At 58.0% G+C, this 26,477-nt stretch carries 27 protein-coding genes; 5 read left to right on the top strand and 22 right to left on the bottom strand.

Features of this window, described 5'->3' with window-relative positions; genetic code table 11:
- Window positions 1-15 precede the first annotated feature (15 nt).
- From F3J41_RS01450 to tatE, 4 genes are all read left to right on the top strand, one after another.
- A complete protein-coding gene (locus F3J41_RS01450; RefSeq protein WP_104092684.1) occupies window positions 16-903 on the top strand; it encodes an ABC transporter substrate-binding protein in 888 nt (295 codons plus the stop codon).
- Window positions 900-1,859, top strand: a complete 960-nt coding sequence (locus tag F3J41_RS01455) for an amino acid ABC transporter permease (protein WP_152391259.1) — start codon at window positions 900-902, stop codon at window positions 1,857-1,859. The genes F3J41_RS01450 and F3J41_RS01455 overlap by 4 nt, the downstream gene beginning before the upstream one ends.
- Entirely contained in the window at window positions 1,856-2,626 is a 771-nt protein-coding gene (locus tag F3J41_RS01460) for an amino acid ABC transporter ATP-binding protein (protein ID WP_058757904.1), read from the top strand. The genes F3J41_RS01455 and F3J41_RS01460 overlap by 4 nt, the downstream gene beginning before the upstream one ends.
- Window positions 2,627-2,724: 98 nt before the next feature.
- The gene (gene tatE / locus F3J41_RS01465) at window positions 2,725-2,928 is read left to right on the top strand and encodes a twin-arginine translocase subunit TatE (protein ID WP_010618871.1); all 204 of its coding nucleotides are present in this window, start codon (window positions 2,725-2,727) and stop codon (window positions 2,926-2,928) included.
- A gap of 77 nt (window positions 2,929-3,005) precedes the next feature.
- On the opposite strand, the gene F3J41_RS01470 is transcribed toward tatE, so the two are convergent.
- The 14 genes from F3J41_RS01470 to leuS form a co-directional block, all read right to left on the bottom strand.
- On the bottom strand, window positions 3,006-4,055 hold the full coding sequence (locus F3J41_RS01470) for a hypothetical protein (protein WP_150058450.1): 1,050 nt from the start codon (window positions 4,053-4,055) through the stop codon (window positions 3,006-3,008).
- 156 nt (window positions 4,056-4,211) lie between these two features.
- Window positions 4,212-5,177 carry a lipoyl synthase gene (lipA, locus tag F3J41_RS01475; RefSeq protein ID WP_058757902.1) on the bottom strand — a complete coding sequence of 322 codons (966 nt, stop codon included), beginning with the start codon at window positions 5,175-5,177 and terminating at the stop codon, window positions 4,212-4,214.
- Between the two features lie 176 nt (window positions 5,178-5,353).
- A complete protein-coding gene (lipB, locus tag F3J41_RS01480; protein ID WP_150058449.1) occupies window positions 5,354-6,004 on the bottom strand; it encodes a lipoyl(octanoyl) transferase LipB in 651 nt (216 codons plus the stop codon).
- 69 nt (window positions 6,005-6,073) lie between these two features.
- On the bottom strand, window positions 6,074-6,337 hold the full coding sequence (gene ybeD, locus F3J41_RS01485; RefSeq protein WP_010618866.1) for a DUF493 family protein YbeD: 264 nt from the start codon (window positions 6,335-6,337) through the stop codon (window positions 6,074-6,076).
- A gap of 93 nt (window positions 6,338-6,430) precedes the next feature.
- Window positions 6,431-7,642, bottom strand: coding sequence for a D-alanyl-D-alanine carboxypeptidase DacA (dacA, locus tag F3J41_RS01490; protein ID WP_021508587.1), 1,212 nt, complete (start codon window positions 7,640-7,642; stop codon window positions 6,431-6,433).
- Between the two features lie 118 nt (window positions 7,643-7,760).
- Window positions 7,761-8,861, bottom strand: coding sequence for an endolytic peptidoglycan transglycosylase RlpA (rlpA, locus tag F3J41_RS01495; protein ID WP_166709761.1), 1,101 nt, complete (start codon window positions 8,859-8,861; stop codon window positions 7,761-7,763).
- A 10-nt stretch (window positions 8,862-8,871) separates the two neighbouring features.
- Complete coding sequence (mrdB, locus tag F3J41_RS01500; RefSeq protein WP_031279886.1) at window positions 8,872-9,984, bottom strand: peptidoglycan glycosyltransferase MrdB; 1,113 nt, start codon at window positions 9,982-9,984, stop codon at window positions 8,872-8,874.
- A gap of 8 nt (window positions 9,985-9,992) precedes the next feature.
- On the bottom strand, window positions 9,993-11,897 hold the full coding sequence (mrdA, locus tag F3J41_RS01505) for a peptidoglycan DD-transpeptidase MrdA (RefSeq protein WP_021508584.1): 1,905 nt from the start codon (window positions 11,895-11,897) through the stop codon (window positions 9,993-9,995).
- 34 nt (window positions 11,898-11,931) lie between these two features.
- Window positions 11,932-12,402: a 23S rRNA (pseudouridine(1915)-N(3))-methyltransferase RlmH gene (rlmH, locus tag F3J41_RS01510; protein ID WP_058757899.1), complete on the bottom strand. Its 471-nt coding sequence runs from the start codon at window positions 12,400-12,402 to the stop codon at window positions 11,932-11,934.
- Between the two features lie 3 nt (window positions 12,403-12,405).
- Entirely contained in the window at window positions 12,406-12,723 is a 318-nt protein-coding gene (gene rsfS / locus F3J41_RS01515) for a ribosome silencing factor (RefSeq protein WP_021508582.1), read from the bottom strand.
- A 92-nt stretch (window positions 12,724-12,815) separates the two neighbouring features.
- Entirely contained in the window at window positions 12,816-13,460 is a 645-nt protein-coding gene (gene nadD, locus F3J41_RS01520) for a nicotinate-nucleotide adenylyltransferase (protein ID WP_132465572.1), read from the bottom strand.
- A complete protein-coding gene (holA, locus tag F3J41_RS01525) occupies window positions 13,453-14,484 on the bottom strand; it encodes a DNA polymerase III subunit delta (RefSeq protein ID WP_166709763.1) in 1,032 nt (343 codons plus the stop codon). Before holA ends, nadD begins: the two co-directional genes overlap by 8 nt.
- Entirely contained in the window at window positions 14,481-15,080 is a 600-nt protein-coding gene (gene lptE / locus F3J41_RS01530; RefSeq protein ID WP_021508579.1) for an LPS assembly lipoprotein LptE, read from the bottom strand. Before lptE ends, holA begins: the two co-directional genes overlap by 4 nt.
- 14 nt (window positions 15,081-15,094) lie before the next feature.
- On the bottom strand, window positions 15,095-17,677 hold the full coding sequence (gene leuS / locus F3J41_RS01535) for a leucine--tRNA ligase (protein WP_021508578.1): 2,583 nt from the start codon (window positions 17,675-17,677) through the stop codon (window positions 15,095-15,097).
- A 221-nt stretch (window positions 17,678-17,898) separates the two neighbouring features.
- On the opposite strand from leuS, the gene F3J41_RS01540 reads away from it, so the two are divergent.
- A complete protein-coding gene (locus F3J41_RS01540; protein WP_021508577.1) occupies window positions 17,899-18,381 on the top strand; it encodes a zinc ribbon-containing protein in 483 nt (160 codons plus the stop codon).
- Between the two features lie 323 nt (window positions 18,382-18,704).
- On the opposite strand, the gene F3J41_RS01545 is transcribed toward F3J41_RS01540, so the two are convergent.
- From F3J41_RS01545 to F3J41_RS01580, 8 genes are all read right to left on the bottom strand, one after another.
- Entirely contained in the window at window positions 18,705-19,430 is a 726-nt protein-coding gene (locus F3J41_RS01545; RefSeq protein WP_058757895.1) for an amino acid ABC transporter ATP-binding protein, read from the bottom strand.
- A complete protein-coding gene (gene gltK, locus F3J41_RS01550) occupies window positions 19,431-20,108 on the bottom strand; it encodes a glutamate/aspartate ABC transporter permease GltK (RefSeq protein ID WP_152391251.1) in 678 nt (225 codons plus the stop codon).
- Window positions 20,108-20,848, bottom strand: coding sequence for an amino acid ABC transporter permease (locus tag F3J41_RS01555; protein ID WP_166709765.1), 741 nt, complete (start codon window positions 20,846-20,848; stop codon window positions 20,108-20,110). The genes gltK and F3J41_RS01555 overlap by 1 nt, the downstream gene beginning before the upstream one ends.
- A 161-nt stretch (window positions 20,849-21,009) precedes the next feature.
- Window positions 21,010-21,903, bottom strand: a complete 894-nt coding sequence (locus F3J41_RS01560) for a glutamate/aspartate ABC transporter substrate-binding protein (protein ID WP_021508573.1) — start codon at window positions 21,901-21,903, stop codon at window positions 21,010-21,012.
- Between the two features lie 438 nt (window positions 21,904-22,341).
- A complete protein-coding gene (gene lnt, locus F3J41_RS01565; protein ID WP_166709767.1) occupies window positions 22,342-23,868 on the bottom strand; it encodes an apolipoprotein N-acyltransferase in 1,527 nt (508 codons plus the stop codon).
- A gap of 4 nt (window positions 23,869-23,872) precedes the next feature.
- Window positions 23,873-24,754, bottom strand: coding sequence for a CNNM family magnesium/cobalt transport protein CorC (corC, locus tag F3J41_RS01570; protein ID WP_021508571.1), 882 nt, complete (start codon window positions 24,752-24,754; stop codon window positions 23,873-23,875).
- Between the two features lie 82 nt (window positions 24,755-24,836).
- Complete coding sequence (gene ybeY, locus F3J41_RS01575; protein ID WP_010616134.1) at window positions 24,837-25,310, bottom strand: rRNA maturation RNase YbeY; 474 nt, start codon at window positions 25,308-25,310, stop codon at window positions 24,837-24,839.
- Window positions 25,307-26,380, bottom strand: a complete 1,074-nt coding sequence (locus tag F3J41_RS01580) for a PhoH family protein (RefSeq protein WP_058769440.1) — start codon at window positions 26,378-26,380, stop codon at window positions 25,307-25,309. Before F3J41_RS01580 ends, ybeY begins: the two co-directional genes overlap by 4 nt.
- Window positions 26,381-26,477 lie beyond the last annotated feature (97 nt).

The raw sequence follows: 26,477 nt of genomic DNA on the forward strand, positions 1-26,477 counted from the left end.
GGGGGAAACTGACTGATGAAAATGCTTTTAACCGCCATCGCGCTGGCGACCGGCCTGACGGCGAGCGTCGTCCAGGCAGCGGACGCCATTCCGACGCAAAAAATGGATAAGGCGCTGCACGATCGGCTGCCAGCGCAGATCAAACAGGCTGGCAAAATGATCTCGGTAAACAACGGCTCCTTTCCGCCGTATGAGATCGTTAACGGGCCGCACTCAATGGATGGCGCCTCGGCCGATCTTACCGTGGCGCTCGGCCAGCTGCTGGGCGTGAAAATTGAACACGCGACGGTGAGCGGTCTGTCCGGCGTACTGGCCGGCATTAATTCCGGACGCTATCAGATGGCCATCGGGCCGATAGGTGATTATCCGGATCGCCAGCAGAAGGTGGACTTCATCGACTACGTGCAGGAGTTCGTGGTGTTTGGCGTGCAGAAGGGCAATCCGGCGCACATCAACGGTCTGGCAGATACCTGCGGCAAGCGCATTGCGGTGATGGCGGCCGGTTCGGCGGAGCAGGTGATCCGCAAACAGTCAGCCGCCTGTGAGGCTGCGGGCAAACCTGCAGTCGTAGTGCAGTCCTTTACCGATCAGCCTTCGTCGATACTGGCGGTGCGCTCGAAGCGTTCGGATGCCTTCTTCTCCTCGCAGGCGCCGCTGACCTATTTCATTGAGCAGGCGCAGGGGCAGCTTGAACTGTCTGGTCAGGGGCAGAAAAACGGCTTTGGCGATATCTTTCAGGGCACGGTCGTTCCCAAAGGCTCGCCGCTGGGTGAGGTGGTGCTGGATGCCTACAAAGAACTGTTTGCCAACGGCACCTACGCGGCCATCATGAAAAAGTGGCAGCTGGACGGCAACATGCTGCCGCAGCCGGGACGTAACCTGGCGCAGGAGACGGCAAAATGAGTGCTGTCGGCCCCAACGCGCGCCCCACGGATCAGGCTGACGTGCCGCAGCGCGACGTCGCTTTTGCCCGTAGCGCGCCCGCGTATGGACGCTGGGTTAGCTGGATCGTGGTCCTGACGCTGGCAGCGAATGGTCTGTGGCTGGTGGCGACCAATCCCAATTTTGAGTGGCACGTGGTGCTGCAGTGGTTTACCGAGGGCTCGGTGCTGAAAGGGCTGCAGGTGACGCTCGGGCTGACGGTGGTGTCGATGGTGCTGGGCACCCTGCTGGGGCTGCTGCTGGCGGTCTGGCGGCTGTCAGAGAATAAACTGCTGAGCGGCGTGTCGGCGCTCTACATCTGGTTCTTTCGCGGTACGCCGCTGCTGGTGCAGCTGATATTCTGGTACAACCTGTCGACACTGTTTCCCACGCTTTCGATCACCGTGCCGTGGACGGACATCACCTTTGCCAGCTGGAATACTAACGATCTGATCACGCCGCTGACTGCCGCCATCGCCGGTCTGGCGCTCAACGAGGCCGCCTATATGGCGGAGATTATCCGTGCCGGCCTGCTGTCGGTCGATCACGGTCAGGTTGAAACCACTCAGGCGTTTGGCATGAGCCGCAGCCGCGCGCTGCGGCGTATCATCATTCCACAGGCGATGCGCGCCATTATTCCTCCGACCGGCAACCAGCTGATTAGCATGATCAAAGCCACGTCGCTGGTGAGCGTCATCGCGATGGGCGATCTGCTCTATTCGGTGCAGGCCGTTTATAACCGTACCTTTGAAATCATTCCGATGCTGATGGTGGCGGTGATCTGGTATCTGCTGATTACCTCGATCCTCAACGTCGGCCAGTCAGCCATTGAGCGCTACTACGCGCGCGGCAGCAAACGTACCGTGATGATGAACAAACGACGCGCCAGCAGTGACACGGCGCTGGCCGCGGCCCCGCGTTTAAAGGAGGACGTATGAGCGAGATTCAGCCGCTGGTGCGTGCGCGTAATGTGCAAAAGAGCTTCGGTGATAACGCGGTGCTGAAAGGCATCGATCTCGATGTGTTTCCGGGCGAAGTGGTGGTGATTCTCGGGCCTTCGGGCTCAGGCAAGTCGACCTTTCTGCGCTGCATTAATCATCTGGAAGAGATGAATGCCGGCTCGATTATGGTGGGCGACGAGCAGATTGGTTACGCGCTAAAGCGCGGTCTGCTGCATCGCCTGTCGGCGCGGAAAATTGCCCATCAGCGGCAGAAAATCGGCATGGTGTTTCAGCAGTTCAATCTCTATCCCCATATGACGGTACTGCAAAACATCATGGAAGCGCCGATTGGCGTGCACAAGTTCCCACGTGATGAGGTGCTGCAACACGCGCGTGAGCTGCTGGCAACGGTCGGATTGAGCGATAAAGCCGACGCCTGGCCGCGACATTTGTCGGGGGGACAACAGCAGCGCGTGGCGATCGCCCGTGCGCTGGCGATCAAACCGCTGCTGATGCTGTTCGATGAACCGACCTCAGCGCTGGATCCGGAGCTGGTGGGGGAAGTGCTGGCTACCATGCGTACCTTAGCCAATCGCGGCCTGACCATGATTGTGGTAACGCATGAGATTGGCTTTGCGCGTGAAGCCGCCGATCGCGTGGTGTTCATGGATGGTGGCGTGGTGGTGGAACAGGGACCGCCAGAGCAGGTGATTGGCAATCCGCAGCATCCGCGTACCCAGGCGTTTCTCAGCCGCTTTATCTGACGCTGAGATCTCACTCTGTTACAGATTGCAGTTGAGCGTGGTGAATAACTGCGCGTTAATAGTGCTGTCCGTTTTTCGCGAAGGTTGAAAGGTAAAATATGGAAGGTATCAGTATTGCCAAACTGCTGATCATCGGTGCGCTTATCGTACTGCTTTTTGGCACCAACAAGTTACGTTCACTGGGTGGCGATCTGGGTTCCGCAATCAAGGGCTTTAAAAAAGCCATGAAAGATGATGAATCCACCGCAACCAAAAGCAGTGCCGAAGAAACGCCTGCTGAACGCGTCGGCCACAAAGAGTAATCTCTGCGCTGAACGTCAATAAGTGTAAATATTTATTACGTTAAAAAACCAGACTGCCACAGTCTGGTTTTCGTTTTTTAGTGCCAGACAATGTGATGTTCCAGCGGTTCATCCCAGCCTGGCAGGTTGCCACCGTGATCGCCGCTGGCGGTTAGCGTGCTGTCAGCGCTGTGCCACTCATCCAGCCATGCTTCGCTGAAGGTCAGCGGCAGAAGAGCGGGCGCAATATCATCCTGCTGCATCGCCAGTTCCATCAGTGCACAATCAATCGCGCTGAGATCGCTGTCATCAATTGGCGTGATAATAGCGGCAGGCTGCGGCAGTACGGTAATCAACTTATTGTAACGGCTGCTGACATGCCCCTGTTCATCGACGAACTCTGCACTGAATACATGCTGTGCCGCGCTTAAATCGGCGGGCTGAGCGAACTGCCAGTGACCCTGTGCGTCGCCCGTTACCACTTCAATCAGCACATTATCGATATAAATAAGCACCTGAGCGCCCGCCGCCAGCGTGCCGCTAAACATTTTCGGCTCACCGCTGTCATCGTAATCCACCGCATAGTCGTGTTGCTGTATGTCGCGCAGCACAGCCACCTCTGGCAGACTCAGCGGCTGCCGGGCTGGGAGCGTGGGGACAGGCGACGGGTGGAGCGTCTGATGTTCAGCGGCATACCATGCCGCAGGCAGCGCGCTGACCAGCGACAGCGCCGGGCTGAGCGCCGGAACCTCAGGCAGGCTGTGCCAGACGCTCTCGCCAGCGGCCTGCAGCGCTGACTCCTGCGGCGGCAGCGCTGGCAGCAACGGCGTTTCATCCGGCGTTACGCTGCGCAGTTCGGTGAACGGCAGTGTGGGCGCGGGCGCAGACGCAGGCTGCGCGCTTTGCGGCAGGTGCAGATGAATTTCGTCGTAGCGGTGGTCGATGCTGATGGCGGTTGCAAGAAACGCCAGTTCGCACGACGCATGGGGCGTTACGAACGGATTGGTGATATCCATGGGCGTGGTGCGCGCTTTTAGCGCATCCAGGCTTTCGCCCGACGCGCCGCTTCGCGGTCTACCAGAGGATGGACCTGACACATCCGCCGCCCGCATAAAATCGAGCTCATCGATATGAAAGGATGATTGCATAATCTGACCTTTATGAAAAAACACTGAGAAAATAAAAAATAATAAACAGGCTCTTATGGCCTCAGCGGTTAAAGCGACAGATTTGCGACAGGAATTAAACGGTTTAAGCAGAATTTTTGCGATTGCGCCGCAGCAGGGCGCAATCGCGGCAGGAGATTACTTCACTTCAAGGCCTTTCGCCTGCATATCAGCGTGATAAGACGAGCGGACAAACGGACCGCAGGCGGCGTGGGTAAAGCCCATCGCCAGCGCTTCTTCTTTCATCTCATCAAATTCAGCCGGGCTGACGTAACGCTGTACCGGCAGGTGGTGACGGCTTGGCTGCAGGTACTGGCCGAGGGTCAGCATGGTGACACCGTGGCGACGCAAATCGCGCATCACCTCGATGATTTCCGCATTGGTTTCCCCGAGACCGACCATCAGACCGGATTTGGTTGGCACGTCCGGATGCGCCTCTTTAAAACGCTCCAGCAGCTTCAGCGACCACTCATAGTTAGCGCCCGGACGCACCTGACGATAGACGCGCGGTACGTTTTCCAGGTTGTGGTTGAACACATCCGGCGGCGTAGCCGTGAGGATCTCCAGCGCGCGATCCATACGCCCGCGGAAGTCCGGCACCAGCGTTTCAATTTTGATGGTCGGGCTTTTCTCGCGGATGGCGCTGATGCAGTCAGCAAAGTGCTGTGCACCGCCGTCGCGCAGATCGTCGCGGTCCACCGAGGTGATTACCACATAGCGCAGCGCCATATCGGCGATGGTTTGTGCCAGCTTCAGCGGCTCGTTGGCGTCCGGCGCGTTTGGCCGACCGTGTGCCACATCGCAGAACGGACAGCGGCGGGTACAGATGGCACCGAGGATCATAAAGGTGGCGGTGCCGTGGTTAAAGCATTCGGCAAGGTTAGGGCAGGAAGCCTCTTCACACACCGAGTGCAGGCCGTTTTTACGCATCGCCGCTTTGATGCCCTGAATGCGGCTGGAATCCGCAGGCAGCTTGATCTTCATCCACTCCGGCTTACGCAGGATTTCCTGGCGTTCGGTGACCACGGTTTTTACCGGAATCAGCGCCATTTTGTCGGCATCGCGATACTTGACGCCACGTTCCATCTGAATTGGTTTACTCATAAATCTGCAGGTTCCGGTCGGGATTGCGATTTGAAAGCTTCCTCACTCAAACTGAGAACCAGGCTTTCAACTTTATTTGAAAAAATTGCAAAAATTATATCATCTCGCCGGGGCAGAAGCAGCCGATAAGCCGTGGCGAAAGTTACAATTTTGTAAATGCGCACGTACGGTCAAGGTCAGCACGCGGCCTCATCATGCCATTCCGTGTCGCTAAAGCCGGTCAGGCGCGCGAAATGCTGCACCAGGCGCGGTTGCACGTCCGCCGGCGTGACGCCGGGCCGGAAGGCGCTGATCTGCGTCATCTCCATGCCGGCATAGCCACAGGGATTGATGCGCAGGAAGGGCGCCAGATCCATCGCGACATTGAGCGCCAGACCGTGAAACGAGCAGCCTTTGCGGATGCGCAGGCCGAGCGAACAGATTTTCGCATCGCCAACGTATACGCCGGGCGCATCCGCACGCGCACGCGCACTGATGTCGTAATCAGCCAGCGTAGCGATGACCGTCTCTTCCAGTGCGGTGACCAGATCGCGCACGCCCAGCTTGCGGCGTTTAACGTCAATCAGTACATACATCACCTGCTGGCCCGGGCCGTGATAGGTCACCTGGCCGCCGCGATCGCTCTGTACCACCGGAATATCGCCCGGCACCAGCACATGTTCGGCTTTGCCCGCCTGGCCCTGAGTAAACACCGCGGGGTGTTCCACCAGCCAGAGTTCATCGGCGGTGGCGCTGTCGCGCCGATCGGTAAAGTGATGCATGGCATCGGAGACGGGCTGCCAGTCGCGCTGGCCAAGCTGACGAACAAGAAGCGTATTAGCAGACAAAGCAGAAGTCCGGTAGCGAGTGGAGGGCAGAGTATAACGCTGGCAAAGCGGCCTTTACCAGCGTCAGCATTACAGCACCATGCGCACGATTTCGATGTTGCCCAGCTCTTCGTACAGGGTTTCCACCTGTTCGATGTGGGTGGCGTTAATGGTGATCGACACCGAGTGATAATTGCCTTTGCTGCTGGGCTTCACGTCAGGGCTGTAGTCGCCGGGCGCATGACGCTGCACCACTTCAACCACTTGATCAACCAGCTCCGGTTGCGCCAGGCCCATCACTTTGTAGGTAAAAGGCGTCGGGAATTCGAGCAGTTCATTCAGTTTGGTTTTCATATTAACTCCGGTGCATAAAAAACAGGCTCCCGCCGAAGCGGGAGCAATATAGTAGCTTATCTGGGGACGGATTGGCGATTTTTCAAGCGCGCCTTAGCCGAACCAGTGATGGAACATCAGTTTGATGTAATCGATGATGCGGCTGAAGAAACCGCCTTCCTGCACTTCGTTCAGCACCACTAGCGGACGCTGTTCAATGGTTTTACCATCCAGCTGGAAGTTGATGCTGCCCACGACCTGGTTTTTCTGCAGCGGCGCGTGCAGTTCGGTGTTGTTCAGCACGTAACTGGCCTTGAGGTCTTTCATGCGGCCGCGCGGGATGGTCAGGTAGGCATCTTTTTCCACGCCGAGCTGCACGCGATCGCTGTTGCCAAACCATACCGGCTCAGACGCAAACTCTTTGCCCGCCTTCAGCGGTGCCACGGTTTCGAAAAAGCGGAAGCCCCAGGTCAGCAGCTTTTTACTTTCGGTTTCACGGCCTTTGAAGGTGTGACCGCCCATCACCGCCGAGATCAGACGCATCTGGCCTTCGGTCGCTGACGCCACCAGGTTGTAGCCGGCGGCTTCGGTGTGGCCGGTTTTGATGCCGTCGACGTTCAGGCTGGTATCCCACAGCAGGCCGTTACGGTTCATCTGGCGGATGTTATTAAAGGTGAACTCTTTCTCTCTGTAGACCGCGTACTCATCCGGCACATCGCGAATCAGCGCCTGGCCAATCAGCGCCATGTCACGCGCCGTACTGTACTGACCATCAGCATCAAGACCGTGCACGGTCTGGAAATGGGTATTTTTCAGGCCCAGCGCGCCCACGTAGTTGTTCATCAGGTTAACGAACGCGTCCTGGCTGCCGGCGACGTAATCGGCCATCGCCACGCAGGCGTCGTTACCGGACTGCAGCACGATACCACGCGTCAGCTGAGAGACCGGTACGCGATCGCCCGGCTTGAGGAACATCAGCGAGGAGCCTTTGAACACCGGATTGCCGGTTGCCCAGGCATCTTTACCGACGGTAACAATGTCATCCTGATGGATTTTGCCCGCTTTGACCGCCTGGCCGATGACGTAGCTGGTCATCATTTTGGTCAGACTGGCCGGGTCGCGGCGCGCGTCCGCGTTCTTTTCCGCCAGCACTTTGCCGGAGTTATAGTCGATCAGCACGTAAGCTTCGGCATCGATGTCCGGCACGCCCGGAATCATGGTTTTCAGATTAACATCATCTGCAAAGGCAACGTGGCTGAGGGAGAGAGCGACCAGTGATCCCACTGTCAGGCGTTTCAGAAAACGAGAAGGTTTCAGCGTATTCATGTTCAGGACTACAGCATCCGTGGGGTTAAGAGTGAAAAAAGTGCCTTACTATAGCAAAGCTGCCATCGTGCGACATCTGGCTTTATGCCTCAGTGTCAGCAGGCAAGGGCACGGCCCGTCACATTGACGGGCGGGCCGTGGTAATAAAGGAGCTGATCTGCGCTTCAGTGCTCAGGCGCTGCTGCAGCGCCGCGGCCTGAGCCCGGCTGCTGAAACCGCCAAGCTGCACGCGGTAGACGTTGCCATTGGCTTCCACCGCGCCGGGTACACCAAAGCGCTGGCCAAGGCTGTCCGCCATCTGCCGGGCGCGTGCGGCGTCATTAAGGGCGCCAACCTGTACCACAAAACCGCTGCCGGCATGGGCGCTGGCGTTGTGGCTGGCCGGAGCCGGACTCGCTGCCGCAGCCGAAGCCGGTGCGGCAGGGCTGGCGGCAACCGGTGTGGCCGGCGCGCTGCCTTCCAGTACGCCGCTGGCTAACGGCTGCGGTGCGCCGAGAAAGCCGCTGCTCTGCACCGGTGCACCGATGTTGCCGTTGCTCTGCAGTGAACTGTTATCCACCGCGCGGACATCCTGTGCGGCAGGCGCTGGCGCGCTGCTGGCGCCGGTCATCACCATGCCGCCGCTCAGGTCAGGGCGCGCCGGCAGCGCATAGCTCTGTTTGGCCACGGTGGTGCCGATGGTGCCCGGACCGGATACTGAACCGTCCGGCGCTACCTTGATGTAATCCACCCGTACGCGGGTGTTATTGGAAATATTCAGGCGATCGCCCGCGGCGCGCGACAGGTCGATAATCCGGCCCGGCGTATAAGGGCCGCGATCGTTGACGCGCACCACAATCTGCCGGCCATTGGCCAGGTTGGTGACGCGCACGTAGCTTGGCAGCGGCAGGGTAGGGTGTGCGGCGCTTAACGCGTCCGGATCGTAGGTTTCACCCAGCGCGGTGCGGTTGCCCTGCGCCTCTTCGCCGTACCAGGTTGCCAGACCAACTTCACTGTAGTTAGACGGATCTTTAATCACCCGGTAGGTTTTGCCGTTGACGCTGTAGTCCTGGCTGGTAGAAGGATTGATCGGCTCATAGCGCGGCTCCACGCCGGGAATCTCCACCACCGGGCCATTGTAGGCCGGCTGTGGCGGGGCCGTGTTCGTCTGCTGTTCCGGTGTGGAACAGGCAGCCAGTACCAGTGATGCCAGAGCAACCCCAAGCCAGTCCTTACGCATGTGCAGCCTCTTAAACGCTTTTAGATAACATTTTTCGATGAGTGTGGATCGACATCACGATGCCAAATCCGGCCATTAACACAATCAGCGCCGATCCGCCGTAGCTCACCAGCGGCAGCGGCACGCCAACCACCGGTAAGATACCACTAACCATGCCAATGTTAACGAAAACATACACAAACAGAATCAGCATCAGGCCGCCGGACATCACGCGCCCAAAGGTGGTTTGCGCGCGTGCGGCAATCACCAGCCCGCGCATGATCAGCAGCAGATAAAGTACCAGCAGCAGCAGGACGCCCACCAGGCCGAGCTCTTCCGCCAGCACCGCGAAGATAAAGTCGGTATGACGTTCGGGCAGAAACTCCAGCTGCGACTGGGTGCCATGCAGCCAGCCTTTGCCGCGCAGGCCGCCGGAGCCGATAGCAATCTTGGACTGAATAATGTGGTAGCCGGCACCGAGCGGATCGCTCTCCGGATCGAGCAGCATCATCACGCGGTCGCGCTGATAATCGTGCATCAGGAAGAACCACAGAATTGGGATGAACGCCGCCACCAGCAGCACGGCCACGCCAATCAGCTTCCAGCTCATGCCCGAGAGGAACAGCACGAACAGGCCGGAGGCGGCGATCAGAATGGAGGTACCGAGGTCCGGCTGCGCCGCTACCAGCAGCGTCGGCATGAAAATCAGCACCAGCGCGATGCCGGTGTTTTTCAGCGTTGGCGGGCAGACATCGCGGTTGATGAAGCGAGCCACCATCAGCGGCACGGCGATTTTAGCGATTTCCGACGGCTGGAAGCGCACAAAACCGAGATCGAGCCAGCGCTGCGCCCCTTTACTGATGTGGCCGAAGGCATCGACCGCCACCAGCAAAATCACGCAGACAATGTAGAGGTAGGGCGCCCAGCTTTCATACACGCGCGGCGGCACCTGCGCCATCACCAGCATGATGATGGTGCCCATGGCAATCTGCCCGAGCTTGCGCTCCATCATGCCCGGATCCTGGCCGCTGGCGCTCCAGATAACAATGGCGCTGTAGGCCAGCAGGCTGATGATGATCAGCATAAACAGCGGGTCGATATGGATACGCGTCCAGATCGTTCTTTTCTGGGGACTATCGTTCATCGACATCGTTATTCACCTTCGTAGCCGGGCGGCATGGGTGCGGCTTCTGGCAGCACGGTATTGTTGTCGCCCAGCATTATGTGGTCGAGAATCTGGCGCATCACGGTGCCCACCGCCGGGCCGGCACCGCCGTTTTCCAGAATCATGGTGACGGCGACGCGCGGCTTGTCGTACGGCGCGAAGGCGGTCATCAGCTTATGGTCACGCAGTCGTTCGGCAATTTTATGCGCGTTGTAAGTCTCATTCTCTTTCAGGCCAAACACCTGTGCGGTACCGGATTTCGCCGCAATCTTGTACGGTGCATCGGCAAAGCTTTTGTGCGCAGTACCGTTGGCGCGGTTGGCCACGCCATACATGCCGTCTTTGGCGATCTCCCAGTAGCCGGAATGAATGTCGCCAATCGGTGCATCCGGCGGCTGGCGATACGGCACCATGCTGTTGCCTTCACGGGTGGCGCGCAGCAGGTGCGGCACTTTAATCACGCCGTCGTTAATCAGGATCATCAGCGCTTTGTTCATCTGCACCGGCGTCGCCGTCCAGTAGCCCTGGCCGATACCGACCGGAATGGTATCGCCCTGATACCACGGCTTTTTAAAGCGTTTCATCTTCCATTCGCGCGTCGGCATGTTACCGGGGCTCTCCTGCGGCAGGTCGATACCGGTACGGTGGCCGTAGCCGAATTTGGTCATCCACTCCGACAGGCGGTCGATGCCCATGTCATAGGCCACCTGATAGAAGAAGGTATCCGCCGACTCTTCCAGCGATTTGGTAACGTTGAGGCGACCGTGGCCCCACTTTTTCCAGTCGCGGTAGCGTTTTTCCGAGCCCGGCAGCTGCCACCAGCCCGGATCGAACAGGCTGGTATTGCGGTTGATCACGCCGGCGCTGAGCGCTGAGACCGCCACATAAGGTTTAACCGTGGAGGCTGGTGGATACGATGCCTGCAGCGCACGGTTATACAGCGGGCGGTTCTCATCGCCGAGCAGCGCCTTATAATCTTTACTCGAAATACCATCGACAAACAGATTCGGATCGTAACTGGGTGTGGAGACCAGCGCGAGAATCTCACCGGTGCGCGGATCGCTCACCACCACGGCGGCGCGGCTGCCGGTCAGCAGGGTTTCGATGTACTGCTGTAGCTTGAGATCGATGGTTAGCCAGATATCGCGTCCGGCCTGCGGTGACTGCTCATGCAGCTGACGGATCACGCGACCGCGGTTGTTGACTTCCACCTCTTCGTAACCGGTTTTGCCGTGCAGCACATCTTCGTAATAGTTTTCGATGCCGAGCTTACCGATATCGTGGGTGGCTGCGTAGTTCGGCCATTTGCCTTCTTCATCAAGGCGCTTGACGTCACGATCGTTGATTTTCGAGACGTAACCCACCACGTGCGTCAGCGTCTGGCCGTAGGGATAGTAGCGGCGCTGATAGCCTTTCACTTCCACGCCTGGGAAGCGGTACTGGTTCACTGCGAAGCGCGCGACCTGCACTTCATTCAGGCCGGTTTTGACCGGAATGGAGGTAAAGCGGCGCGAGCGCTTGCGCTCTTTTTCAAACGCATCGATGTCATCGTCGGTCAAATCCAGCACCGGCCGCAAATCCTGCAGTGTCTGCTTCAGGTCATCGACTTTTTCCGGCACCAGCTCGGCCTGGTAAATGGTGCGATTGAGCGCCAGCGGCACACCGTTGCGGTCATAGATGATGCCGCGGCTGGGGGCGACCGGCACCAGTTTGATGCGGTTTTCGTTTGAACGGGTGCTGTAGTCGTCGAAGCGCAGGATCTGCAGATGATACAGATTGACCACCAGCACGCTGGAGAGCAGCAGGATGCCGACAAAGGCCACCAGGGCGCGGCGGACAAACAGTTTCTGTTCGGCAGTGTAATCGCGAAAAGCGTTGCTCTGTAATTTCATCCGCTGCGTTTATTGTCTGGAGGTTGTCAGGCGTTTATTCACGGTGATAAGGGTGATTAGTGGTAATACTCCAGGCACGATACAGGCTTTCCGCCACCAGCACACGCACCAGCGGGTGCGGCAGCGTTAACGCGGACAGTGACCAGCTCTGCTCGGCTGCCGCTTTACACGCCGGCGCCAGGCCTTCCGGCCCACCAATCAGCAGGCTGACATCACGCCCGTCCAGCTTCCAGCGCTCTAACTGCTGCGCCAGCTGCGGCGTTTCCCACGGCTGTCCGGGAATATCCAGCGTCACAATGCGGTTGCCCTTGCCCACCGCCGCCAGCATCGCTTCACCCTCTTTTTCCAGAATGCGTTTGATGTCGGCGTTTTTGCCGCGTTTACCGGCCGGCACTTCAGTCAGCTCAAACGGCATATCTTTGGGAAAGCGACGCAGGTACTCCATGAAACCGGTCTGAACCCAGTCGGGCATTTTGGTGCCGACGGCGACAAGCTGCAGTTTCAACGTTTAGCTCCAGAGCTTTTCCAGCTCATACAGCTGGCGGCTCTCTTCCTGCATCACGTGCACGATCACTTCACCGAGATCGACCACAACCCAGTCAGCAGCCGCTTTGCCGTCGACGCCGAGCGGTTTCAGGCCTGCCGCGCGCGATTCCTGCATCACATGGTCAGCGATGGAGGAGACGTGACGGTTGGAGGTCCCGGTACAGATAATCATGCAATCGGTGATACTGGATTTGCCCTGCACATCAATCGCAACGATGTCCTGGCCTTTGAGATCATCAATCTTATCAATAACGAACTCTTGGAGTGCTTTGCCTTGCAAAAGGTTCCCCTTAAAAACAGGTGATTATGGGCAGGCTGAATGCCCCGGAAAACGCAGCCAAAAATGAAGCGGCGCAGTATAGCACGCGGCGATCAATCGCGATATAAGCCCGCGCGATCGATGTAGTCGATCACCGCCGCTGGCAGCAGATCGGCGCAGTCCAGGCCATGATGGCGGCGCTGGCGAATCTCAGTGGCAGAAATGTCGAACAGCGGCGTATCGGCCAGCCAGATGTGGCCTGCCGGTGCGCGATGCAGCTGCTGCACTTCATGCGCGCGGTGCGCATCCAGCCACTGCTGCATCTCTGGCGTAGCCATCTGCGCGGCGTAGCCTGGACGCTGACAAACCAGCAGGTGACACAGCGACAGCAGCTCCTGCCAGCGATGCCATTTTCCTAACGTTAGCAGAGAATCCTGACCGATGATAAACCCGAGGGGCTGTTGTGCACCGCGCTCGGCGCGCAGGGTTTCCAGCGTGTCCACCGTCCATGACGGCGTGGTGCGCGTCAGCTCGCGCGTGTCGATATCAAACAGCGGACGATCGGCAATGGCGCAGCGCAGCATCGCCACGCGCTGTTGGGCGCTGGCTTCCGGCTGTGGCCGGTGCGGCGGCACGTTGTTCGGCAGCAGCGTCACTTTTTGCAGGCCAACCTGCTGCGCCAGCGCGGTGACCGGACGCAGATGGCCGTAATGAATGGGATCGAAGGTGCCGCCAAACAGCGCGTAAAGGTCAGACATCAGTTAAACCCAGCGGAAAATCACGATGGCACAGCAGCAACGACAGCGTCTCGAGCTGCGGCCACAGATTCTGACCGTAGTCCTGCTTCATGGTCAGTTCGAGTTGAGCCAGCATATGCACCGCTTGCTGCAGCCGTTGCGCATCCAGTCGCTGCAGCGCTTCAGTGAACAGGGCACGGCGGTTCTGCCAGATACGCTGTTGATCCATCAGCGTGCGCAGCGGCTGCTTTGCCTGCTGGCGTTGCAGCTGCAGTAGCGTCAGCAGATCGCGCTGCAGCGTGCGCAGCAGAATCACCACTTCGCTGTCCTCTTTTTGCAGCTGACGCAAAATGTGCAGCGCGCGTTTGCTCTTGCCGGCCAGCAGCGCATCAACCCAGTGAAACGGCGTGAAATGCGCGGCATCGTTCACCGCTTCTTCCACGCGGGGCAGCGTCAGTTTGCCGTCCGGCCACAGCAGCGACAGCCGCTCCAGCGCCTGGGCCAGCGCCAGCAGATTACCTTCATAACAGTAGCAGAGCAGCTGAATTGCCGCGTCATCAATACTCAGCTGCAGGGCTTTCGCGCGGGCGGCTACCCAGCGCGGTAGCTGCGCCTGTTCCGGCGTCTGGCACGGCACCAGCACCGCACTGGCGCTGAGCGCTTTGAACCAGGCGCTGTTTTCCTGCGCTTTGGTCAGCTTCGCCATACGCAGCACCAGCATAATGTCGCTGTGCAGCAGCGCCGCCAGTTTCACCAGCTGTTCGGCGATGGCGGCGTTGGGGCCGTTTTCCGGCAGCTGCAGCGTCAGCGTCTGGCGCTGTGTGAACAGGCTCAGCGACTGACAGCTGGCGAAAATCGCCTCCCAGTCAGTCTGCGCATCAACGCTGACGGAAAAATGCTCGTCGAAGCCCTGCTGAGCGGCGGCAGCGCGGATGGCATCTGCGCTCTCCTGAATCAGCAGGGGTTCATTACCGGTGAGAAAATAACAGGCGCGCAGCCCCTCTCGAAGCTGCGCGCGCAGTTGTTCAGGATAGATCCTGATCATTGCAGACTGGTGGCTGACGAGGAGGGCACTTCCGGTGAGTCCGCGCCTGGCGCAATCACTTCAGGTTGCGGCAGCGTCTCTTTGTTGCTCTCCTGCGCGGCGTGTACCGTCAGCAGCTTACGTACCAGCTGTTCGGCGGCACGCTGACGCATCTCCTGCACGATCATATCCTGCTCGGCATCCTTCGCCAGCGCGGCGTTCGGGTTGTCGAAGAACGAACGGTACACCGTGGTGCTGATCGGATAAATGCCTTTACCCGGCAGCAACACCTGCGCGCTGACGGTCATCACCAGCGAGTATTCGGCGGTGGTGCCGCTGATGAATACCGACGCGGTGTCGCGTCCCTGACTCTCCGCGCCGAGACGCAGCGTCGGGTATTGCGCACTGGCCGCTTTGCTGTCTTCAACGATTTTGACATCGTTGATGCGCAGCTGCTGACGCACGGTGCGCGCCAGCGGGCCATACGGATCGCCGCTCTGGACGATCAGCGTTTTCATTTCCGGTGGCACCTGCGTGGTGCCGCGCGGATGAAAACCACAGCCGGCAGTGACCAGCACTGCCAGCAGGACAAACAGCCTGATAACGAGTTGTCGCACAGTTCCTCCTGAACTTAACCTACGACCAGGTTAAGCAGTTTGCCAGGGACATAAATCACTTTACGAAGGGTGACGCCATCCAGATATTTCGCCACCAGATGCTCCTGTGCCGCACGCGCCTGCACCTGTTCCTGCGTCGCATCCGGCGCCACGGTAATTTTACCACGCACTTTACCGTTGACCTGCACCACCACCAGCAGCGAATCCTCTACCATTGCCGCTTCATCGGCAACCGGCCAGCTGGCGTCGTCGATGCTGCCTTCGCCACCCAGTGCCTGCCACAGCACGTAGCTGGCGTGCGGGGTGAATGGATAGAGCAGGCGCGTTACGGCGACCAGCGCTTCCTGCATCAGGGCGCGATCCTGTTCGCTCTCCTGCGGTGCGCGCAGCAGTTTGTTCATCAGCTCCATGATCGCCGCAATCGCGGTGTTGAAGGTCTGACGACGGCCGATGTCATCCGCCACTTTGGCGATGGTTTTGTGCAGATCGCGACGCAGCGCTTTCTGCTCATCGTTGAGCGCGTTGACATCCAGCGCCACGGTCGCGCCTTTAGCCACGTGATCGTACGCCAGCTTCCACACGCGTTTCAGGAAGCGGTTAGCGCCTTCCACGCCTGACTCCTGCCACTCCAGCGTCATTTCCGCCGGGGAGGCAAACATCATGAACAGACGCACGGTATCTGCGCCGTAGCGCTCAACCATCAGCTGCGGGTCGATGCCGTTGTTTTTGGACTTCGACATTTTGCTCATGCCCGCGTAGATCACTTCGCGGCCCTGATTGTCGATGGCTTTGGTGATGCGGCCTTTTTCGTCGCGCTCGACGTTAACGTCAACCGGTGAAACCCAGTTGCGCTCGCCGTTGGCACCGACGTAGTAGAAGGCGTCTGCCAGTACCATGCCCTGGCACAGCAGGCGTTTGGCCGGCTCGTCAGAGTTGACCAGGCCCGCGTCGCGCAGCAGCTTGTGGTAGAAGCGGAAATACATCAGGTGCATGATGGCGTGTTCGATACCGCCCACATACTGATCGACCGGCAGCCAGTAGTTCGCTGCCGCCGGATCCAGCATGCCTTCGTTGTAGTTCGCACAGGTGTAACGCGCGTAGTACCACGATGATTCCATAAAGGTGTCGAAGGTGTCGGTTTCACGCAGCGCCGGCTGACCATTGACGGTGGTTTTCGCCCACTCCGGATCGGCTTTGATTGGGCTGGTGATACCGTCCATGACCACGTCTTCCGGCAGAATTACCGGCAGCTGATCTTCTGGCGTTGGCATCACGGTGCCATCTTCCAGCGTTACCATTGGAATTGGCGCACCCCAGTAACGCTGGCGTGATACACCCCAGTCGCGCAGGCGATAGTTTACTTTACGCACGCCGACGCCTTTGGCGGCCAGCGCATCGGCGATGGCGTTGAAGCCAGCGTCGTGGTCCAGACCGTCAAACTCGCCGGAGTTGAACAGCGTACCTTTTTCAGTCATCGCTGCGGCGCTGACATCCGGCGCGGTACCGTCGAGGTTGAGCACCACCGGCTTGATGTTGAGATCGTATTTGGTGGCGAATTCCCAGTCGCGCTGGTCATGACCCGGTACGGCCATTACGGCACCGGTGCCGTACTCCATCAGCACGAAGTTAGCGACCCAGACCGGAATCTCTTCGCCCGTCAGCGGATGGATAGCGTGCAGGCCGGTGGCCATGCCTTTCTTCTCCATCGTGGCCATGTCCGCTTCGGCGACTTTGGTGTTGCTGCATTCAGCAATGAAGTCAGCCAGCGCCGGGTTGTTGACGGCAGCCTGGCGCGCCAGAGGATGACCGGCTGCCACGGCGACATAAGTTGCCCCCATGAAGGTGTCCGGACGAGTGGTGTAAACCGTGACTTTTTCCGCGCTGTTGGCCACGTCAAAGGTGATCTCGACACCTTCAGAACGGCCAATCCAGTTGCGCTGCATGGTCTTGACCTGCTCCGGCCAGTCTTCCAGCTTATCGAGGTCGTTGAGCAGCTCTTCGGCGTAATCGGTGATTTTCACGAACCACTGCGGGATCTCTTTGCGTTCGACTTTGGTGTCGCAGCGCCAGCAGCAGCCATCGATCACCTGTTCGTTCGCCAGTACGGTCTGGTCGTTCGGGCACCAGTTGACTGCGGAGGTTTTTTTGTAGACCAGACCTTTTTCGTACAGTTTGGTGAAGAACCACTGTTCCCAGCGATAATACTCAGGCTGACAGGTCGCCAGTTCGCGACTCCAGTCATAGCCGAAGCCCAGCAGTTTCAGCTGGTTTTTCATGTATTCGATGTTGTCGTAGGTCCAGGGTGCTGGCGCGGTGTTGTTTTTCACCGCCGCCCCTTCAGCGGGCAGGCCAAAGGCATCCCAGCCAATCGGCTGCAGGACGTTTTTGCCCAGCATGCGCTGGTAGCGCGCAATCACATCGCCAATGGTGTAGTTACGCACGTGGCCCATGTGCAGGCGGCCAGAAGGATAGGGCAGCATAGACAGGCAGTAGTATTTCTCTTTGCCTTCCTGCTCGGTCACTTTGAAGGTTTCGTTTTCGTCCCAGTGCTGCTGGACGCGGGATTCTATCTCTTCCGGGCGGTATTGCTCTTGCATGGCTGCCTGTGGTCCTTGTGAAATCGTTTTTTAAACACTTTTGATCCGCATAGCATACCCATAAGGCCGCCCCTCAACAACAATTGACGCCCTCCGGTGGCGTGATTTGTGCGGAATGCGCCAGCGCTTTCACCCTTTTGCGATTTCCTCTGCGCTAAGCGCAGCAAATATGGCAAAGCGGCTAAACTTAACTCAGCATCCGCAGCGGAAAGGAGAACAAAATGAATAATGTGGCGCAGGAGTATCGTGCAACGGTAGCAGCATTAACCCAGCGGCTGGAGCGTGGCGAGCGTGATGTCGACGCACTGGTTGCCGAGGCGCGTAGTGCGCTGCTGCAGAAACAGACGCTGACCACCGCCGAAGTCGACGAGGTCATGCGCGCGGTGCGGCGCGATTTGCACGAGTTCGCGCTCAGCTATCAGGAATCCAGCGAAGCGCTCGGCGATTCAGTGTTTCTGCGGGTGATCCGTGAAAGCCTGTGGAAAGAGCTGGCCGATATCACTGATAAGAGCCAGCTGGAGTGGCGCGAAGTGTTTCAGGATCTGCGGCATCACGGCGTGTATCAGAGCGGCGAAGTGGTGGGACTGGGTAACCTGGTGTGTGAAAAGTGCGGCTTTACCCGGGCGATTTACACCCCGGAGAGCCTGACGCGCTGCCCGGAGTGTGGCCACGATCAGTTCCAGCGTCAGCCGTTTGAGCCCTGAATTATCACCGTGCTCTGAAGCAAAAAAGTATTGTTGCTGAAGGCGTGCGGACTGTCAGAAGGGAACCTGAACACGCCCGGATCGGCAAAACCCGCATCCCTGCGTGCCTCGACACGCGGCATCCCTGCCGCGTGACGTCCGGCTTAGTTCAGGATCCCTTCTGCCGTAAAAAACAGGTGCGGCGGTATGCGCGCATTTAGTCACCGCGATGATGAAGCTTAATGGTGCGCATTACAGCAGCACTATATCGATTTTGGTGAAGTGCAGTAGGAGCAAGATAAGCCCTGACGCTGGCGGTCCGTGGACCGCCAGAATTGTGAGTATTAGTGCAGGATTTTCGCCAGGAAGTCTTTGGCACGGTCGGACTGCGGATTGCTGAAGAAGTCATCCTTGTTGGTATCTTCAACGATCTTCCCTTCATCCATAAAGATGACGCGATTCGCCACTTTGCGTGCAAAGCCCATCTCGTGCGTCACCACCATCATCGTCATGCCTTCGTTGGCTAACTCCACCATGACGTCCAGCACTTCGTTGATCATCTCCGGATCCAGTGCGGAAGTCGGTTCATCGAACAGCATGGCGATAGGATCCATGCACAGCGCACGGGCGATGGCGACGCGCTGCTGCTGACCGCCAGACAGCTGACCAGGGAATTTCTCCGCATGCGCCGCCAGACCCACGCGCTTCAGCAGGGCAAGGCCCTTATCGCGCGCGGCAGTTTTGTCGCGCTTCAGCACTTTCACCTGCGCCAGCACCAGGTTATCAATGATGCTGAGATGCGGGAACAGTTCGAAGTGCTGGAACACCATGCCCACTTTACTGCGCAGTTGGGCGAGATTGGTTTTTTTGTTGTTCACCTCGGTACCGTTCACCTGAATGCTACCCTGCTGCACAGGCTCCAGCCCGTTCACCGTTTTAATCAGCGTCGATTTACCCGAGCCGGACGGTCCGCAGACCACCACTACTTCACCTTTCTTCACTTCGGTGGAGCAGTCGGTCAGCACCTGAAAGTGCCCATACCACTTAGAAACATTTTTCAGGCTAATCATTTAAACCGTCCTTTTTCTTTTCAGATAACTTACCAACAGCGAAGCGCTCAGGCTGATCACGAAGTAGACCAGACCGGCAAACAGAACCATTTCTACCTGGGTACCGTCACGTTCACCGATGGTGGACGCGGTGCGGAAGAAGTCCGCCAGGCTTAACACATACACCAGCGAGGTGTCCTGGAACAGCACGATGCCCTGCGTCAGCAGCAGCGGCACCATGGCGCGGAACGCCTGTGGCAGGATGATCAGCTTCATCGACTGCCACTGCGTCATACCCAGCGCCAGCGCCGCGTTGGACTGGCCGCGCGAGATGCTCTGGATACCGGCGCGGATAATCTCCGAATAGTAAGCGGCTTCAAACAGCGCAAACGCCACCATGGCGGAGATCAGGCGGATATCGGTTTTTGGCGACAGCCCAAGCACCTGCTGCAGGAAGCTGGGAACCACCAGATAGAACCACAGCAGCACCATCACCAGCGGCACCGAGCGGAACAGGTTAACGTACAGTTTGGCGAACCAGCGGACCGGGGCGAACGCGGACAAGCGCATCACCGCCAGAATGGTGCCCCAGATAATGCCAAACACTACCGCCACTGCCGTGATTTTCAGCGTAATGATCATGCCGTTAAGCAGATAGGGCAGGCTGGGCGGAATCGAACTCCAGTCAAAATCGTACATTATTTGCCTCCCAGGTTGCCGGGCAGGCGGATTTTGCGTTCTACCAGACTCATAATCAGCATGATCACCAGGTTAATACCGACGTAGGCCAGGGTGATAGCGGTGAAAGATTCATAGGCATGCGCCGAGTAATCCAGCAGCTTGCCCGCCTGCGCCGCCAGATCGACCAGACCGATGGTAGAGGCGATGGCGGAGTTCTTCACCAGGTTAAGCATTTCCGAGGTCATCGGCGGCACAATCACGCGGTAGGCGTTAGGCAGCAGCACGTAGCGGTAGGTCTGCGGCAGCGTCAGGCCCATCGCCAGACCGGCGTTTTTCTGGCCGCGCGGCAGCGACTGAATCGCGGCGCGCACCTGCTCACACACGCGTGCGGCGGTGAACAGACCGAGACAGATGGTCGAAGAGAGGAAAAACTGGATGTTCGGGTCCAGTTCAGCCTTAAACCACATGCCGAGCTTCTCCCCGACCAGTTCTGGCGCCACCAGATACCAGAAGAAGAACTGCACGATCAGCGGGATATTACGAAACAGCTCCACGTAGCAGGTGCCAATCATGGACAGCCAGCGATTAGGCACGGTACGCAGAATGCCAAAGAAGGAACCTACCAGGAAGGCGATAATCCAGGCGCAGCAGGAGACCGCGACGGTCACCTGAAATCCGGACCACAGCCAGCCGAGGTAAGTCGTATTGCCGAACGGAGCCTGCTGTAAAAAGATGCCCCAGTTCCAATCGATACCCATAACGAGCTCCGGTAAAAAAAGGGTAGCGAGGCTACCCATAAGATTGTTGAGCGGTGTCTTGTGTCCTGCTTCAGGGGAACGGCCTGTTACAGTCTGTCTGTCCGCACCGCGTGTTCAGCAATCGAGAGGGCAGCAGTGCCGCCCTTGTTTTCATTGTTAATTCAGAGTGCTTTGTCGTTCGGTGCTTTAAACAGCGCCTGCATGTCAGAAGACAGCTCGAAGTTCAGGTTCAGGTTCTTTGGCGGAATTGGCTGTTTGAACCAGGTATCGAACCATTTGGTGGCTTCACCCGACGTCTGCGCTTTGGCGATGGTGTCATCCATCAGCTGTTTAAACGGCGCATCGTCTTTACGCAGCATGCAGCCGTAGGCTTCTTTGGACTGCGGCGTACCCGTGATTTCCCAGTTATCCGGTTTCTTCGCCTTGGCACGTTCACCGGCCAGCAGCGCGTCATCCATCATGAAAGCCACTGCGCGACCGGTTTCCAGCGTGCGGAACGAGTCACCGTGATCTTTCGCGCTGATGATGCGCATATCCATTTTCTTCTCGTCATTCAGCTTGCGCAGCAGAATCTCAGAGGTGGTGCCTGAGGTGACGACCACGGTTTTGCCTTTCAGATCGGCGAAGTCTTTGATGTCGCCGCCTTTCTTCACCAGCAGACGTGTACCGATGATGAAGATGGTGTCAGAGAACGCCGCCTGCTGCTGACGCTCTACGTTGTTGGTGGTCGAGCCACACTCGAAATCGTAGGTGCCGTTCTGCAGCAGCGGAATACGGTTTTGTGAGGTGATCGGCAGCATTTTGACCTGCAGATCCGGCTTATTCAGTTTCGCTTTGATGGCGGCAACAATGGCGTTGGAGTAGTCCTGCGAATAGCCCACCACTTTCTGCTGGTTGTCGTAGTAAGAAAAGGGAACGGATGACTCACGGTGCCCCACGACAATCACGCCACTATCATTGATTTTTTTCAGGGTGCCGGTGAGATCTTCCGCCTGGGCCGCGCCCGCTGCTGCGCCCAACAGCAGAAGCGATAATGCCACTTTGCGAATCTGCATGTTCCTACTCCTTCGTGTGAATGTTGCGCAGAACATAAACTGCGCAGATTGTGATGTTGTGTGTATTTCCTGCTGCTTTTTTAATTATCCCTTAGCGCAACTGCGCGCAGGATAGTGATTAACATAGCGAATTGTTAACGTAATGAAACAAAAAAGTTTGTTTTTTGCGAGCCGCTCCGCACCAATAAGAGGCAAAAAACAGCCTCTGCGCCAATTAAGTGCGCTTCGGTGCCAGATAATGGTGCGCAAACGTGGCATTACGCTGACAAATCACGGATGTTGCTAAAACCACTGAAATAATTAGCAATGATCGTGCCAGTACGCGGAGAGCGGGCAAAAAGGCAGCAGAAAGTGGCGGTGACTAAGGATAAAGGGAGCGGAAAACTGCGCAGAAAAAAGGCGAAGCCTGCGCTTCGCCTGGTGAGAGGGGGCGGGATATCAGGCGCGGCGGCGTAAAATCGCCAGCACGATGCCCGCCAGCGTTAGCAGCCATACCGGCCAGATACCGATGCGTGCATACGGCGTTTCCCCGCTGGCAGGCGTGACTGTTGCGCTCAGCACTTCGCGGGTGAACTGCGGAATGATGTTCTCCACGTCTCCCTGCGCATTCACCACTGCGGTAACACCGTTGTTGGTTGAGCGCAACAGCGGGCGACCCAGCTCCAGCGCACGCATGCGTGCCATCTGGAAATGCTGCCACGGACCAATCGAATGACCGAACCAGGCATCGTTCGACACCGTCAGCAGGAAGTTGGTGTCCGGACGGAAGTTGGCGCGCACCTGTTCGCCCAGCACGATCTCATAGCAAATGGCGCTGGTGAGGTTGTAGCCCGCCACTTTCAGCTGCGGCTGCAGGTAGGCGCCACGGCTGAACGAGGACATCGGCAGGTCGAAGAACGGCGCCAGCGGACGCAGCAGACCTTCCAGCGGCACAAACTCGCCAAACGGCACCAGGTGGTTTTTCTGGTAGCGGTTGCGGCTCTGATAGCTGTAAGGCTGCGCGCCGCCCAGCACAATCACCGAGTTGTAATCGTGATAGCGGTTATCGCTCTCCACGCGCGAATCAACAATGCCGGTGATCAGCGTGCTGCCGCGCGCGCGCAGTTCGTCATCCAGCGCATGCAGAAACGGCTGCTGATTACTCTCCAGATCGGTAATTGCCGACTCCGGCCAGATGATGATTGGCGCTTTGCCGAAAAACGGCTTGCTGTATGCGGTATAGACGCGCAGCGTGGTCAGCAGCTGCTGCGGATCCCACTTCATTGACTGCGGAATATTGCCCTGCACCATCGCTACATTGACGCTGCGCTGCGGCAGCGGCTGATACCACTGCATCATTCGCAGTGGCCACGGCAGCAGCAGCAGCGCGACGGCGATAATCAGGTTTTTCACGCTGCGGTGATAGCAGGCCGAGGCCAGCAGGCCGGCTATCACCATCAGCAGGAAGGTGATGGTTTCCACGCCAGCCAGCGGCGCCAGGCCTTTCAGCGGCCCATCGATTTGGCTGTAGCCAAACTGCAGCCACGGAAAGCCGGTCAGCACCCAGCCGCGCAGAAACTCGGTGATCTGCCACAGCGCCGGTGCCGCCAGCGCCATGCGCCACAGCGTGGCCCGTGGCCAGAAGCGGTTCAGCAGCAGGGCAAACAGCAGCGGATAAAGCGCCAGATAGGCGGCGAGCAGCACCACGAGGAATACATTGACCGGGCCGGGCATGCCGCCAAACGTGGCAATGCTGACGTATACCCAGTTGATGCCACTGCCGAACAGGCCAAAGCCCCAGGCAAAACCGATGCCTGCCGCCTGCGCGCTGCGGCGATCCAGCAACAGTAGTTGCAAACCGGCCAGAGAGAGCAGGGCGGCGGGCCAGAAATCATACGGGGAAAAGGAAAGGGTGCCCGCGGCACCCAGAATTAACGCCAGCAGCAGGCGAACCCGCTGCTGCGAGTAGAGAGAGGCTAAAGCCATAAAATTATTCGTCTTCCAGTTGCGGTTGCGGAGAGTCTTCCGGAATTTTCACATGCACCTGGATAATACGGCGGCTGTCAGCCATCGCAACTTTGAATTGGTAACCCTCAATGTCGATGCTTTCACCGCGCGCCGGCAGATGGCCGAATCCCTGCATCACCAGACCGCCAATGGTATCGACTTCGTCATCGCTGAAATCGCTACCAAATACCTCATTGAAATCCTCAATCGGCGTCAGCGCACGCACCGTATAGGTGTGGCGGTTGAGCTGACGGATATCGCGATCTTCTTCGTCGTCATATTCGTCTTCAATTTCGCCGACGATCAGCTCCAGGATATCTTCGATGGTCACCAGTCCGGAGACACCACCGAACTCATCAATGACGATCGCCATATGATAGCGCTGCGAGCGGAACTCTTTGAGCATGCGATCGACGCGCTTGCTCTCAGGCACCACCACGACCGGGCGCAGCACTTTTTCCATGCTGAATGGCTCGGCGCTGCTGCTCATAAACGGCAGCAGATCTTTCGCCATCAGAATGCCTTCAACATGGTCTTTATCTTCGCTGATTACCGGGAAGCGCGAGTGGGCAGATTCAATAATCACTGCCAGGCACTCTTCAAGGCTCTGGTTGCGCTTCAGGGTAATCATCTGCGAGCGCGGGATCATAATGTCGCGCACGCGCTGTTCGGCAATATCCAGCACCCCTTCCAGCATGTCGCGGGTGTCCTGGTCGATCAGCTCTTTTTGCTCAGAATCGCGGATCAGCCCCAGCAGTTCGTCACGGTTTTTGGGTTCGCCGTGGAAAAGCTGATTGATTAGCAGGGAGAAAAAACCCTTTTTACTACTGGGTGCGTCGTTGTTTTGAGAATGGTCGTCGCTCATGGCGTTTTTATTTAGTTCTCTCGAATGAGGGAAAGGAACTGCCGGCATCCTCGCCAGCAGCGCAATGTCCTGAACCGGCGGTTCAGGCGTCTTCTTTTTCCGAAATGTACGGATCGGGATAGCCAAGAGCAAGCATTATCTCGGTCTCGAGCGCTTCCATCTCTTCAGCTTCCTCGTCTTCAATATGGTCATAACCCAGCAGATGCAGCGTGCCGTGAACCACCATGTGTGCCCAGTGCGCTTCAGGGCTTTTGCCCTGCTCGGCCGCTTCCTGCTCAACAACCTGACGACAAATAATCAGGTCGCCCAGCAGCGGCAGCTCAATGCCCGGCGGTGCTTCAAACGGAAACGACAGCACGTTAGTCGGCTTATCTTTGCCGCGATAAGTCAGATTAAGCTCATGACTCTCCGCTTCATCCACCAGCCGTATCGTGACTTCGCTCTCAGGCTGAAACGGCGTGACCGCCGCCTCCAGCCAGCGCTGAAACGCCGCTTCTGCGGGCAGGCCGTTTTCATCGGCACACGCCAGCTGCAAATCTAAAATCACCGTGCTCATGAAGGCTCCTGCGGCGTCGGCTGGCTGGCAGGCTGAGCCGCCTGTGCTTCACGCTTACGCTCTTCCGCCAGTTTATCACGGCGTTTCTGGTCCGCTTCTTCCCAGGCTTCATAAGCATTAACAATGCGTGCGACCACCGGATGACGCACCACGTCTTCGCTGTGGAAAAAGTTGAAGCTGATCTCTTCCACATTGGCCAGCACTTCAATGGCGTGGCGCAGACCGGATTTGGTGCTGCGCGGCAGGTCAATCTGCGTCACGTCACCGGTAATCACCGCTTTGGAGTTGAAGCCGATACGCGTCAGGAACATCTTCATCTGTTCGATGGTGGTGTTCTGGCTCTCATCGAGAATCACGAATGCGTCGTTCAGCGTACGGCCGCGCATGTAGGCCAGCGGCGCGACTTCAATCACGTTGCGCTCCATCAGCTTCTCGACGCGCTCGAAGCCCAGCATTTCAAACAGAGCGTCATACAGCGGACGCAGGTAAGGATCGACTTTCTGACTGAGATCGCCGGGCAGAAAGCCGAGCTTTTCGCCGGCTTCGACCGCCGGACGCGTCAGCAGAATACGGCGAATCTCCTGCCGCTCCAGCGCATCCACCGCGGCGGCGACCGCCAGATAGGTTTTCCCGGTCCCGGCCGGCCCAATGCCGAAGGTGATGTCGTGATCGAGAATATTGGCGATGTACTGCGCCTGGTTTGGCGTACGCGGTTTAATCACGCCGCGCTTGGTCTTGATGTTCACCGCTTTACCGTACTCCGGCACGCTGTCAGCCGTCTGCTCCAGCACGCGACTCTCTTTGATCGCCAGATGGATCTGATCCGGTTCAATGTCCGGGATCTGGCCGCGCACCGGCGCGGTATCAACGTACAGCGAACGCAGAATATTGGCGGCCGCCTCGACACTCAGCGCGCGGCCGACCAGCTTAAACAGGTTGTCGCGGCGATTGATCTCAATGCCCAGACGGCGCTCCAGCTGTTTTACGTTGTCATCAAACGGACCGCACAGGCTCATCAGTCGACGATTGTCTGCCGGTTCAAGGGCGATTTCACGAGTTTCGATATTCAAATGAATCCTTTGGGTCACTCAGGGCCAGTTGAAAGAAATAGCAGATACCGTACGCCAGGCGTCAGCATCTTTACGGAATTATTTATGGGGTCGCGCC

It is taken from the genome of Pantoea sp. Ap-870 (assembly GCF_011752515.1).
GTDB classification, from domain to species: domain Bacteria; phylum Pseudomonadota; class Gammaproteobacteria; order Enterobacterales; family Enterobacteriaceae; genus Pantoea; species Pantoea dispersa.